The sequence below is a fragment of the Calothrix sp. CBUCES-K 9914 genome (assembly GCF_059640475.1).
In genome coordinates this window covers 1-13,965 of sequence record NZ_JBXXZH010000242.1, presented here as the reverse complement: position 1 = coordinate 13,965, position 13,965 = coordinate 1, and the positions used below count along the sequence as shown (strand labels likewise).

The window sequence follows — 13,965 nt, the reverse complement described above, 5'->3', positions numbered from 1 at the left end:
CTTTGTGTCTTCGTGGTTTATCTCTTTATGGAACCACAAAGGCACAAAGAACACAAAGAAAGATAAGAAAAAGAGACTTGTGTGTACACGGTAGCTCCCCAACAGGGGATAATAGGGGAGCAATTTCAAGTTCATATGAAAACCGATGCAGTATCTAAACCCAACCTACTCTTAATTACCGCTTGTGGAGGAACTGCGACTTGGCGCCACATCTGTTTGTGATTCAGTAGAGGAAGCAGGTTTGTTAGTATCTGATTGAGAAGCTGGTTTATTAGTGTTGGGGAAGGAACTTTCAGTAGTAGTACTGCTGCTATCAGTTGTCGAACTATTACTTGTACTATTGGAGCTTGGTTTCGGTGCCGTATTTTGTGTTGAGGTAGGTTTGGTCGTATTTTGCTGAGGTGGAACAGTTATATTAATGTTGGGTGCAGTAGTTGTTTGTGGTGCTGCCTGTTGAGGAACAACAACTGGAACTGGAACTTCCTTAATGACAGGAACTTCTTTGGTGACTGGAACTGGAACTTCTTTAGTTCGCTCAATAATTTTGGTTTGACTTTGTTGAGTTACTGTTGGAATTGGAGTAGGAGTAGTTGCAGGAGCTACAGGCGCCGTAGTAGAAGATGGTGTAACCGTTTCTGAAGCAGTATTATTTTGGTTGAAATACCAGAAGGCGCCACCAATTAATCCTACCAACGCAAGTAAAAACCCTAATATTAATCCACGAGAAGTACTATCTTCATCTTGTCGTACAAGTCTTTCTTCTTGATAGCCACGTTCTACAGCTTGCCCGTGAACATACCCACTTTGGTAGTTGGAAGGCGTACTGTTATCAACTGTTTCACTCGTTCGCTTGATATGAGTGTTTCCGTTACTATCTGTGTAACTTTCCTGTTGCTCGCGGTAGCTTTTGTTATCGTTTGGGTTATTCATAAATTTTGGTATTATTGGCTAAGATTATTGATGCAAAGTAGATGTGTGCTGCAATTAGATATCAACTACGCAGCTAATTAACGTGTTTATTGAAACTCGTGTCATTGTTTTTTCAGAATAACCCCTACGTTCCTCTGAACGTTTCTATCTAAAGAAATGACATAATCATCTACCATTAGGCTGATTGAGGCGCCTTGTATAAGAAAATTGTAAAAATTAGATATATTTTCTATAAATCAGTGGCAAATTTAGATTTTGTATAGTATAGACGTTACATCTAACGCCTCTATATGCAGTGGTATGTTTATTGAAATACAATAGAGTTTACAAACAGTCGTGATTCGGTAAAAGCTGTATGACTGTCATCACAAAGAAGCGATTTACAATCGACGAGTATCACAAGCTAATTGAACTTGGCTTTTTAAAGGAGCAAGACCGTATTGAATTAATTCGAGGGGAACTAATTGAAATGACAGCGAAGGGGACACCTCACACGTTTGCCACTACAAGACTTTGTAGACAACTCGACCGTTTACTTGGTGACAAAGTAGTAGTGCGGTGTCAAGAGCCAATAATTTTACCTTCAGATAGCGAACCAGAACCAGATGTAGTTATCGCCAACGGGAATGAGACTGATTATCTTGCTAACCATCCTTTTCCCGAAGATATTTTACTTATCGTTGAGGTTTCCGACTCTACTTTAAATTACGATCAAACAACAAAGCTATCGCTGTATGCAGAAGATGGTATTGCTAATTATTGGATTGTGAATTTAAACGCGCGTCAGTTAGAGTGTTATAGTTTGCCATACCAAGATGCTCAAGGTAAGTATAATTATCTCAATAAACAAATTTATTTACCAAATCAATCAGTTATAATTCCTCAATTTCAAGATGCTGCATTAGATTTAAACAAAATTTTCCCTTAATAACCTAATTGGGAAGACCGTAAGAAAAGTAGACTGGCAAAAACTGGATGATGTCCGAAAAATCTATCGTGATGCCGAAGCTGTCGGAAATTTTACTGTATTTAATATTAGAGGAAATAATTATCGTTTAATAGTTGGTATTGACTATGAAACCCAGATGATTTACTACAAGTATTTTTTAACACACGCAGAGTATAACAAGGATAGGTGGAAGAATGACCCTTACTTTTGATCAAAGTGTTTATCACAGTTTATTAACAGAAGTTACTCCTGTTGCTATAGAAACAGACGTAGAGTACCAACGCTTACTCAAAATAGCAGAACAGCTTACATTTAAAAAGAATCGTACAAAAGAAGAATTAGCTTTACATAAGTTGCTTGTAGTCTTAATCGAAGCTTATGAAACAGATAATTGTCCTATGAAAGAATCTACGCCACATCAAGTTCTTCTACATATTATGGAAGCTAGTGGAACTTCTCAAACTGATTTAGTCGGTCTTATTGGTTCAAGTGAGGTTGTGTCTCAGGTTGTGAATGGCGAACGTGCGATTGATGAATCACAAGCTAAAGCGTTAGGTAAGCATTTTAAGGTGGCGCCTAGTTTGTTTATTTAATAAGAGGGCAGGCAGGGATGCCTGCTCCACAAGAGATTAGATAATGTTTACAGAATTTAGCTGTGTTGATTTCAAAGTTGCCAACAAATCACTACCAGCGCTAATTAAAGTGTCATTGCCGCTAATAGAAACTGATAGCAATGAATTCGCAGCTAAAGTGCTACCGCGACTAATTGAGTCATCAGCAGTATAGCCATATATATTTACAGAACCTACGCCTGCATCGAGAATAAAGCGGGTACTACCACTGCCCACATAAGCAGTATCATTCCCAATGCCAGTAGATATTGTATTGTTGCCTTCACCTGCATAAATTACGTCGTCTCCTGCGCCTGTTTTAATAATATCATTTCCGGCGCCTGCATAAATCAAATTATTACCGTTGCCAGTAATTATTTGATTATTACCTTCACCTGCGTAGATGGTTTTGTTCCCGTTTCCAAGTGTAATAACATCATTACCTGCACCCGTATATATCAAGTCAATTCCGTTACCTGTAGTAATACGATTATTACCTTCACCTGCGTAAATAGTGTTATTACCGTTTCCAAATGCAAAAACATCATTACCACTACCAGCATAAGCTAAATTATTACCGTTTGCTGCAATATAAAGATTATCTCCTTCACCACCATAGAAGGTATTATTACCATCTCCTGCATAAAAACGGTCGTTACCAGCACCTGCATAAAATACATCGTTTCCGGCGCCACCATATAAGATATTATTGCCTTCACCAGCATATATGATATTATTACCAGCACCTGCATTAATTACATCATTTCCACTGTTACCAAATAAAGTATCATCAGCACCAGTTCCAGTTTGGGTAAAGTTTAAAGTAGCAACAGGAAGGTTATCGAGTAGCTGGATAAGACCAAGTTTTTCTGGTGTGTTTGTGCCAGCAACATTAAAATCATTATCGTTGATTAATGCTAGAGTATTTGGCGCTACTAATGCCAAACCTTCTAACTTATCAACTCCTGTATAACCAACACTAGCAGCATTCACAATTAGATTTTTGCTAACGGGGTTGATGTTTGCTGCTGCTAACTCACTGCGTGAAAGCTGTTCGATGGTTTTACCTGCTGGTGTTAACCCATTTATATTGGTGGCACCTGCTAAGTCAATTTGGTAAATTAGTTTCTTAGCGTTGACATCACTATTATCATCGCGTTCAACAACGGCAAATTTACCGTTACCCAAAGAAACCGCATCGCCAATTTTATCTGCTGTGGTGACATCATCTAATAAATATAGATATTCTCCTGTCACCTTTTTGCTAATGATATCAAATTCGAGAATTCTCAGGTTATTTGAACTGCGAGAAACTGTATCACCACCATCGTCAGGGTTATCGATAGCACTTTGAATAAATGCATAAAGCTTGTTACCTTCCAAAGCAACGGCTTCAAATCCTCTGTTATTACGTCTTTGTGCGTAGACAGCAGGTAAACTTGGTGTTCCGTAGAATGTGCCGCCATTTTTACTCGCATCTGTCGCAGTACCCGCAGGAATAAAACGGTCAATCAATCTACCGTTTCTATCAAAGTTATATATTGCTGGACGGTATTCATCGACCATCCAATAATCACCGTTTTCTGCTACAACTATACCCTCTAAGTCGGCGCCTAATGGGTCATTCTTTAAGGTATTACCATTTAAATCAATACCAACTTCATCAGTATATGCTGTTCCTCTGGCGCCTGCTTGGATATTTGGAAGTCCAGTTAGTGGTGTAACACCGTCTTGACGTAGCAGTTGGGTGCGGTTGGTAATAGAAATTTCACCAGTGTTTTGGTTGAGTTCAAAACTAACTAATTCTGGAGTGAAGTCTGGCAAAAAGAACGGTCTAAGGTTGCCTTGGTTTTCTCCATTAGGTCCTCTATCAGTATTGGTGATAAATTTTAGATTCCCGTTTGCAGCAACTCCTTGGAAAGATAACCCAGAAAAACCACCTAAAAAGATATCTCTACCTGTAATAGTTGTCCCCAACTTAGGTAAGTTCTTAAAGTCGTAGGTATTTAGTTTAGGTTGTGGTGTAATGGTAAATCTTGCAACTGCTGGGTCATGGTCGCTTTGCTGGTCGGCAAATTCTGAGTTGATATGGACAATATCATAACCATTCAGCTTGTTAAACAAACCGTTACTTACCAAGATATGGTCGAGAACTTGCGCGTTTCCTTGGAAATTATAGGTGTAACGTTCGTTTGCTGGTAAAGTGTCAATCAAGTTCTTTAACACAGGGTTGCCAACTCCACCTGGTGTTCCCTTTAATATATTCAGAGGTTCGGAAAATTCAAAGTCGTTTAAATCTCCCAAAACGATAATATTCGCGTTGGCATTTACTGATAAAATGCTATCTACGAAGTTATTGACTATTTGCGCTTGCTGGCGCCGTTGTGCTTCGGTAGTTAATACTGGAGGTTGGTTGGGTCCATATAAAGGTTGGTCTCCACCTTTCGAGTTAAAGTGGTTGCCAATGACAAATACACTTTGTCCTTGGAAGATGAACTCACCGACTAATGGTTTGCGACTACTAGCAAATGCATCTCCATCTGATAAGTCTGTATCTACAATACGACCTGGACTTATAGATAGTTCAGGATTACCAGCTAAGTTATTAATACTGGTGTTAAACGTGGAGCTTGCACTCGAACGGTCTACAAAACTTACACGTGCAGGGTTATATAGGAAACCAACGCGAATATTACCTCCAGATTGACCCCCATCTTGATTATTTTCTGGGTTTACTTGACGGAATGTATACGTTGGTCCACCTGCTGCTTGAATTGCTGCAATCAAAGTATTATAAGTTTGAGCAGCATCAACTACACCATTGTTAGTGGAACCATTACTATCTTGGATTTCCTCTAAACTTATGATGTCGGGTGATTTGAGATTGTTAACTATATTATTTGCTAAAGCTGTAAATTTCCCACTTGCTACATCTGTATCCCCATCTGCATCGTTAGGGTCTAAGTTCTCAACGTTGAATGCAGCAACTGTAAGGTTATTTGCATTACCTGTTAAGTTAGTAGTTTCTTTAGTCAGAGAACCAGGTGAAGTAACGTTAAGTGAAGTGGGGAGAACTTCGTAGTTATTGAAATCATAGCTAACTACACCTGTGATTGTACCAAAGGTGGCGCCGACATTTACTACAGGAGAAGTGCCACTTGTAAATAAAGTATCGTCGATTTGAATACGTTCTGGATTAAAGTCGTTAGGAGAAATTAAACTGCCACCGCGCGAAGTTCTTCCTGTAGCGTTGGCGCCATTATCTGCTAGAATCCAAATTTCACCAAAATCATTAGTTGGACTTGTCGCAACAGCATTATTAACTTGGACAAGCATTCCTTCCAAACTTTCGTAGAAGTCAATACCTTCTGTTACTGAGTCAAAGTCTCCACCCGTTTCTACATTACCTGGATTCGCTGCTGTAAAATCATTTTGGATAAATGTATTAGGTATCGCGCGACCGTTTGCACCAAGAACAGTAGGAGTAATTGTTCCGAGAGATGCAATTTGTGTAACTGAGGCGCCGGAAGCACTAGCATTAATTTGGGTAGTAGTTAAGTTATTGGTATTGTTACCCGGTCGAAACTCATTGACTCTTCCGGTTACTCTTACAGATTGTCCTACAGTTGGTGTAGCAGTAGTTGAACTACCCAAGAAAACAAAAATACCTTCAGAAGTAGCATTATTGTTGTCGGGGTTTGGGTCTTGCATCCAAAACCCACGACTTGAACCAGTGAGAACACCCGTTACAATACCTTCGACGTTATTTACCGTTTGATTAACTAACGGTGATATCTGACTACTACCTTGAATATCGTGAATGCGGATGCTAGTAAAGTCATTATCGGTAATACTAATATTTTGCGAAGTTGTACTACCAAGCTTGGCACCTGCCGAGGGATTATTTATAGATATAGTCGCTGTTTCTGTACCTTCGGAAGTAGCATCATCAACAACGGTAAAGGTTGCTGTACCTGTAGTTTGTCCGTCAGGAATTGTAATGCGGGTAGTGTTGAGAGTATAGTCACCTGTAGTAATACCTGTTCCTGCTACACTTAAATCAACAGTTTGGGCGCCGGATACAGGACTGGATGCTGTTGCTGTGATGGTAATTGCTGTTTTATCTGTTTCGTTAGCTGTGTTGGAACTAACAGATAAATTAATGGTGGGAAAAGTTACGGTTACTGCGTTGCCAAGAAATACAACGTTATCAAAGCGTAAAGTACCTGTACCAGCGTAGTTAGATGTAGGGGTAGACGCGCGATAGTTACCTGTGGTTGGGTCGAAAGCTGCAACAACACGAAACGCTGCGTTTGGATTATTATTCAGTTGTGTTATTCCGCTAAAGTCAACGCTACGGTTAAACCATGTATCGCCATTGTTTGCTGTAAAGGTTTGAAAGTCAATAAAGTTGGTGCCGTCTATGGAGTACTGTACAACTTCAGTATTTGCTGATGTGTTGCTGTGACGGATATCAAAGTTGAAGTTAATACCTGTAAAACCAAGAGTAGCAAGATTAAATTGTACTCCCTCTGCTTTATTATCTGTACCCAAGCTAGGGTAACTGGTTGTGTTCCAACCTGAGTTATCTGCTTCACTCCCCAAACCTGCTGCAAAAGTCGCGGTTGTTCCTAGTAAAGTAGCGGTTCCTGTTCCTGCAACAGGGTTTGCAGTTCCTGTGTTAGTTGTATTATCGGGTGTCGGTGAGTTGAAATTCCACTGAGTGATAGTTGTTGCCATATTATCCTTGGGGTTGAAGTTTAATTAAATAACCACAAAGAACACAAAGGACACAAAGAAGTAAGAAACTTTGCGTTAAAGCTTATATTGATGATTTATTGAAAGCTTTTTTCCTTTGCTGTTTTTGTTGTGCAGAAAATTATTTCAGTATCAGTCGGCGCCTAACTTTAAATATTTCAAGTAAATACACCCATACGCGATACTTTTATGTAATTTTTTTATGGTAAAGGCGCCAGTCCCTACTATTCAGTATATGGGCAGTAGATTAAGATACCATTAATAAAGTTGATTATGATGATTCTGTAAAGTTCTGGCAGCGGATACAACGGATGTAACGGATAAGTTTTTTATATTAATGAGATTTTAGTTTTCTTTGTGTCCTTTGTAGTTATTGTTTTAACCCACCAAATTTAATTATGTGGACTAAAATGCACTGTTTTATATCATTGATTTTAGCGGTATTATTTTTTACCACAGTATAGCAGTCCTATATAAGTTGTAAAAATTATATCCGCGTAGAGACGCGATTAATCGCGTCTCTACAACGTGCAAATTTTACAAATGATTTAGGATTGCTATAGTTGGAGTTTTTACTTATTTGATACATATATAATACAACTAAATGTTACTTTCCAATTAAGGCTTTAAATCTAGCATCATTTTTTATACTCGCAAATGCAGCGTCATTTATTGCTTTTCTAGGACACTCGAAACGATTGATATTTATTGCTTTTTGTAGAGTATCGAGTGCTAAGTCGATATTGTTTAGCAAAGCAAGACAGCGAGCTTTGTTGTAATTTAATTGATAGTCATATGCGTGAAAAGATGGATGCAAGTTAACAACTTCGTTAAAAGATGCCAAAGCTTCTTCTAAAAAGCCTAAATTCATCAATATAATGCCTAAGTTATACCATGCTATATAATAGTCTGGTTTATATTTTATCGTTTGATTATAACAATATATTGCTTCTTCAGAACGCTGCAACTTTTCCAAAGATATGGCTTTGTAATACCAAGCGATGTATTCATCTTGCTTAATATCTATAATTTGTGTATAAATTTCTATCGCTTCTTCATAACGTCCTGAAGTCCGAAGTTGATTGGCAAGCGGGCACCTTTGAAGAACGAAAGATGTGTTACGGCTTGTTTGTGCTTCTTCAAAACGTTCTAATTTGTTGAGTGCATAACTACGATTTTGCCAAGCTACAAAATAATCTGGATTTTCTTCTATTGCTCGGTCATAAGAAGCTACAGCTTTCTCATAATCACCAAGTCTTTCTAGCGCCAGTCCCCGATTATTCCATGTATCATAATATCGTTGAAGCTCAAGAGATTTATCGTAACTGCTAATGGCATCTTGATAACTACCTAAGTCAAGAAAAATATTTCCCCGCGAATACCATACTTCAGAGTCGTTTGGCTGAATTTCTAAAGATTTATCAATACTCTCAAGCGCTTCTGTATATCTGTTTAACCGATGCAGAATATTACCCCGAACTCGCCAAAGTTCAGCGTCATCATATACTAATTCTAAAGCTTTGTCGTAACAAGCAACTATTTTTTCATCAAAGCCTAACTGTTCCCATGCATCTGCGGCTCTACGATAATAAGTAATCGCTTTTTTATTAAGGTTTAACAAATGTAAAGCCTGAGCAGCCTTTTCGCAGTTTAAAGCAGCTTCTTCGTAGCGGTTTAATTCCCAAAGTAAAGTATCTAATAATTCGTAAGCAGCATCCAAATCAGGCTTTAATTCCCATGCTTTACACAGACTGACTACTGCTTCTTCATATCGCCCTAATTCCTCAAAAGCTAGACCTCGCTTATACCAAACCTCATAATTGTTAGGTTGAATTTTTAACACTTGGTCGAATGCAACAATTGCTGCATCGTAGTGTTCTGAATCCATTAACTCCAGACCACGATTTAACCAACCCAAATAATTATTATTGCCATCTGCTGATGGTTCTCGTTCATATTCGCTCTTATTTAACGACATTGTGTAGTACAGTAGCATCGACGGTCAACATCAATTCTAACTAATACCACAAGTTATATGTATGGTAGGCGCCAACAAGTGCCTACCCACAAAACTAGTAATTTTTTATTAACTCACGAAAACGCGCGTCCGAACGAATATCATCAAAATCAGCTTCAGTAAGAGCTAGGTGACGATATTGATTAGGACTTAGTTCAATTGCTCGCTGTAAACACTCAACAGTTGAATTAACGTCTTCGAGTTCAGCATGGCAGCAAGCTTTGTTGTACCATGTCGTATCGTCATGGGGTTTCAATTTCAATGATTCGTCATAAGATGCAATTGCTGCAGTAGCATCTCCCATCTCGTACTGTAACCAACCGCGACTGTACCAAGCGTTCTCATCGCCTGGGTTAAGTTTAATTACAATGTTGTAGCAAGCCAGCGCATCTTCGTAACGTTCTAGCTGTTCTAATACATTACCGCGATTGTACCAAGCAAAATCATCCAAATAGTTTATCCGCAAAGCGTTTTCAAAACACATCAAGGCTTCTTCGTACTCTTCGAGTTTGTCGCAAAGTACTGCACCAAGACTTATCCAAGCATCTTTATAGTCAGATTTAATTTTCAATGCTTGTCTATAAGCTTCCACAGCATCTTCATAGCGTCCCAAATCATCTAGTGCTTCAGCATGGCAACACCATAATATGTGATTGTCAGTTTGTGTTGGTTTCTCGTAAGTATTGTAAGCCAACATATCAGAACGTCCATCACCAGCATTCAGCATACTTATCGCCCTACTTTTATACAAAAATTTACCTAACTCAAAAGAGTAGGATTATACATTGGTTATTATGTAAATAAGACTTATTTTGAGATTTTATAAGCCTTCTTTATCAAAGCATCGCGTGTTTAAAAATACCTTTAGATTTAATTTGTCAGCACCCCTCGTTTGAAGGATAAATAACCCTTATCAAGAATACTGTGGGTATACCCATCACTCTTGAGGAGCGAGTATTGCTTTTTTCCAGGCGCCGTGGGAAAGAGGGAACACATCAGTAAAGGTAATTCGATACTTCGAGTTGAACTAATATTGTTAACTTCAGTCCTTCAAACAGTAGTTCCGGAATTTTTGACCTTCTCTACGCTAATATAAACAAACGTTGATATTATGTCGCGATTGCTGCACCGCTGTCTGTATTTATTTTAACAACCAGCAATTAACCTATGTATGATTAATAACGTCGCATAAATTGTCACCAGTAGCTTATAAAATTATTATTAAGATTTGAGATAATTTTAGTAATGATTAAAGGAATGATTAAGTTGATTTCGCCACTCCGTAGTTAACAGCTGTAATTTCGGATTCAACCATCTATCAAACTGCGGATAAATTGGTAATCGCGGTTTGAGGCGCCAGTTTGTGCTGCTTAATATCTGTTCTAAGTCATGCTTCTTAAGATGGGGATAATCTGGATTTACTTCGTCTATGGGGCTTATTCCGCCTAAATCTCTGGCACCTGCTTCGATACAAGCGAGTAAACACTGGGAATCTGGAACTAAATTTGGAGGAATTTGAATAGTTATGTCAGTAGGTAGTATTTGCCGCGCTTGAGCTATTACATACGGTAGTTGACACCCTTCAAAAGAAAGTGCGTGAAAAGTTTGCTGACTTCCGGGGCTGTGAGGTTGTAGGATTACTTCTTGGATATGGTGGTAACGCCGATGAATTTGAGCAATTGCCGTTAATGTATCCCACCAATCTTGTTCTGTCTCACCAATTCCCAATAGTAACCCTGTTGTGAAGGGTATTTTTAACTGACCCGCCCACTCTAATTGTTGCAGCCTCACAGATGGTAACTTACTTGGCGCCTGCTTATGTACAGTTTTCAATAATTCAGGGGTTAACTGTTCCAACATCAAACCCATAGAGACATTAACTTGCTTTAGCAAAAGCATTTCATCAAAACTCAATGGACCGACGTTAGTATGTGGTAAAAAGCCCATACTAAGCGCCAATTCACACAATTGATAAATTCGTGCAAACCATTCTTGGCGCCGTGCAGATTGAGGATGAACTTCACCACTGAGTATCAATATTTCGCATATATTTTGAGTGTGTTTCTGACTTTGTAATTGCTCAAATATGTTATAAGCAAGCTCTAAACTCATCCAAGGACTTTTACCAGGGTCAGCACGGAAGTTACAATAAGTACATCTATTAAAGCACTCGTAAGTAGGAACAATAGTATAAGCAGGACTGTAAGTAATAATCGAGGAAAGCATTAAGGTAGGGTGCGTGACGCTATAACAATTCTGAAACAAAAATAATAATCTAGTAGCGTCACGCACCAGACTTTTTAAGATTCTAACCACATCATATCCTGCTGCTTGGCGTAAATGCTTTTGAGATGCTTCTTGACTGTATTAATCGTAATATACAGTCGCGCGGCTATTTCCTTATATGAAAGATTTGCTTTACGCAGTAACCAAACTTGGGTTTCGCGCTGCGTCAGACCATATTTTTGAGCGTCTCGGATTGCTATACTCTGGTTCGACTCGTTACAATCCTCCAAAGTGACTATCATATATTCTTCGTCGTTATCATCTAACTGCAACCAGCGCGCGCGAATACGTATTTTTTTCAAGTTCTTCTCGACTTCAAACTCCATAAATATTTTTTCATTAGGGAAAATTTCGCGACTTTCAATTAATGACTCACAAACATCCTCAATTTCCTTGGGTATGGATTTTTCTAAGTGTTTTTCAGGCGCCAGTTGGTTACATATTTCCCGTGCGTACTCATTTACGTGAAGTAATTTTAATTCGGGTGTCAGTATTAATATCCCATCTACGAAACCTTCTATCACAGCCTGCAATAAATAAATATGTGGTACTGGCTGTAACTTCATATAATTTTCATTAAAAATCTTACTTTTGGTAGATGCAGTGATATAATTACTGTTAATCTGATTTGGAATCATGATACGTCTCCTAATTAAATTAATTTTTCAGAGGCTCGTTCAAAAATAGCTGGCAGTCAATCAACTAGCTGCATTGTTGAATAAGAGTACCTGTACACGCAATGACAGCGTAGTAAGCAGGACAATTACCCTGAAGTAAGTTGATGTGGGTTGAATTTTGCAGAATTGAAGTGAAGCAGACTGAAGTTTTTAGAGTACGATGGTTCGTAATTACATCGAATCAATTTATCTACCAATTTCGATGAATCCTGATAATCTCAACGAGTGGTTTGGGCTGTCTCTCCAGCACAAGTATGTTTCTCAGCTACAAGGACGGGTTGGTTTAACACGTCGTCGGGCTGAATATTTCGTGAAGTTATGGGCGTATTTGTTACTGAAACAGCAGTATGAATTGGGCAGGCGCCTTCAACCAGTAACCAAGCTTGCTTTACCTGAAGGTTTTGTGGCGTGTACACATCGGGAAGCGCAGTCAGTATTTTATGGAGACTCAGACCGAGGAAGTGATAGAGCAGCAGGGATGATGATTGATAAGCTTGTTGGGTTGGGGTTAATCGAAAAAAAATTTGATGGTAACAATATATGTATTCGCGTAAAACCCTTATTGCCGAATCTTAATAGCGTTGTTGATAATAGTACAATTGATTTATTTCCAGATGCCTTCAACCCGCGAGTCGATACTATCCCTGTAGCTACATTCGTCGCGCGGTATTACAACTGGATTGATAGTAAATATGCTGTTGTTCCGCATCGAATCGCGCGGATTTTACGCGAGTGGGCAGTAACGTATCCAAAAGGAATGCGTGTGCTACGACGTAGTGATACTCAAAACGCCGTTGCATTCTACATGTTGTATCCTGTAGCTAAAGAATCGGAAGGCAACTTTTTTATTTCACCGCGAAAATTTTTATATTTAGGCATAGATGTAGATATAGATGTTGACCCAATGAAGATGGCGCCACCTCAAGATGTTAACTGCACTGCAATAAACGTCCGAGGGTGGCAAATCGATTTTCCGTATAAAACCAAAGACAATATAGATATGCTTCTCAGGGATGCTCAAAACACTTTAGTACAAATGCAATATGACTATCCCAACCTTTGCGACATCTATATAATACCCTTACATCCAGAAGACCAACAACTTGCATATGCTCTTGGATTTCAGGATATAACCCAAGACCCGCAAACATCACTAAAGTGGCTGTACATAGCACTCGACAAATATTTAGCCATCAACATTGAGCAACATCTTTCCAACCTCAACTGAAAATGAGTCTTACCGCTAATAGCTCGGAAATGGCGCCATGAGTCTTTACTACTGTAATTGCTTAACATTCAGTTACAATTCACGTAAAATCAAGCTTCCATCTAACCCTATAGCCGTATAGTCTGTATACCCAAGGTATGAAGCTTAACCTCTTCACCTCCAAATATCACGACTTATAAGACTTAAAACCCTTACAGTGCATACATCTAAGCTCAAATATATATTAATTATTAAAGTGCTTTACAAAATGAAATAGTTACATTAAGATAAGTAACATCAGGTAAAAAACCTATCTGATTAATTCATCACATAAAGCAATCATAAAGACATGACCGCAACCTTACAAAGACGCGAAAGCGCTAATGTGTGGGAACAGTTCTGCCGCTGGATCGCTAGCACCGAAAACCGCCTTTACATTGGTTGGTTCGGCGTACTAATGATTCCTACCCTGTTGGCAGCAACAACCTGCTTCATCATCGCATTTGTAGCAGCACCTCTAGTTGACATCG

General features: G+C 38.8%; 9 protein-coding genes and 2 pseudogenes. 5 read left to right on the top strand and 6 right to left on the bottom strand.

Annotation, left to right across the window (positions count from 1 at the left end):
• Nucleotides 1-171: 171 nt before the first annotated feature.
• A complete protein-coding gene (locus AC2JBO_RS35520) occupies nt 172-930 on the bottom strand; it encodes a hypothetical protein (protein ID WP_496958342.1) in 759 nt (252 codons plus the stop codon).
• Between the two features lie 355 nt (nt 931-1,285).
• Between AC2JBO_RS35520 and AC2JBO_RS35515 the strand changes: the two genes are divergently transcribed.
• From AC2JBO_RS35515 to AC2JBO_RS35505, 3 genes and pseudogenes are all read left to right on the top strand, one after another.
• A complete protein-coding gene (locus AC2JBO_RS35515) occupies nt 1,286-1,858 on the top strand; it encodes a Uma2 family endonuclease (protein WP_496958341.1) in 573 nt (190 codons plus the stop codon).
• A 19-nt stretch (nt 1,859-1,877) separates the two neighbouring features.
• A pseudogene (locus AC2JBO_RS35510) lies at nt 1,878-2,090 on the top strand (type II toxin-antitoxin system HigB family toxin); the annotation flags it as partial.
• Nucleotides 2,074-2,472 carry a helix-turn-helix domain-containing protein gene (locus tag AC2JBO_RS35505; RefSeq protein ID WP_496958340.1) on the top strand — a complete coding sequence of 133 codons (399 nt, stop codon included), beginning with the start codon at nt 2,074-2,076 and terminating at the stop codon, nt 2,470-2,472. The pseudogene AC2JBO_RS35510 and the gene AC2JBO_RS35505, both read left to right, overlap by 17 nt.
• 36 nt (nt 2,473-2,508) lie before the next feature.
• Here the strand turns inward: AC2JBO_RS35505 and AC2JBO_RS35500 are convergent, their stop codons facing one another.
• From AC2JBO_RS35500 to AC2JBO_RS35480, 5 genes are all read right to left on the bottom strand, one after another.
• The gene (locus AC2JBO_RS35500) at nt 2,509-7,230 is read right to left on the bottom strand and encodes an esterase-like activity of phytase family protein (protein WP_496958339.1); all 4,722 of its coding nucleotides are present in this window, start codon (nt 7,228-7,230) and stop codon (nt 2,509-2,511) included.
• A gap of 625 nt (nt 7,231-7,855) precedes the next feature.
• Nucleotides 7,856-9,226, bottom strand: coding sequence for a tetratricopeptide repeat protein (locus tag AC2JBO_RS35495; protein WP_496958338.1), 1,371 nt, complete (start codon nt 9,224-9,226; stop codon nt 7,856-7,858).
• Between the two features lie 94 nt (nt 9,227-9,320).
• The gene (locus AC2JBO_RS35490) at nt 9,321-9,992 is read right to left on the bottom strand and encodes a tetratricopeptide repeat protein (RefSeq protein ID WP_496958337.1); all 672 of its coding nucleotides are present in this window, start codon (nt 9,990-9,992) and stop codon (nt 9,321-9,323) included.
• A gap of 512 nt (nt 9,993-10,504) precedes the next feature.
• Nucleotides 10,505-11,491, bottom strand: coding sequence for a 7,8-didemethyl-8-hydroxy-5-deazariboflavin synthase subunit CofG (gene cofG / locus AC2JBO_RS35485; RefSeq protein WP_496958343.1), 987 nt, complete (start codon nt 11,489-11,491; stop codon nt 10,505-10,507).
• A 74-nt stretch (nt 11,492-11,565) separates the two neighbouring features.
• Nucleotides 11,566-12,189 carry a helix-turn-helix transcriptional regulator gene (locus AC2JBO_RS35480; protein ID WP_496958336.1) on the bottom strand — a complete coding sequence of 208 codons (624 nt, stop codon included), beginning with the start codon at nt 12,187-12,189 and terminating at the stop codon, nt 11,566-11,568.
• 199 nt (nt 12,190-12,388) lie between these two features.
• Between AC2JBO_RS35480 and AC2JBO_RS35475 the strand changes: the two genes are divergently transcribed.
• Both AC2JBO_RS35475 and AC2JBO_RS35470 read left to right on the top strand, forming a co-directional pair.
• On the top strand, nt 12,389-13,456 hold the full coding sequence (locus AC2JBO_RS35475; RefSeq protein ID WP_496958335.1) for a hypothetical protein: 1,068 nt from the start codon (nt 12,389-12,391) through the stop codon (nt 13,454-13,456).
• A 328-nt stretch (nt 13,457-13,784) separates the two neighbouring features.
• Nucleotides 13,785-13,965: pseudogene (locus AC2JBO_RS35470) on the top strand (photosystem II q(b) protein); the annotation flags it as partial.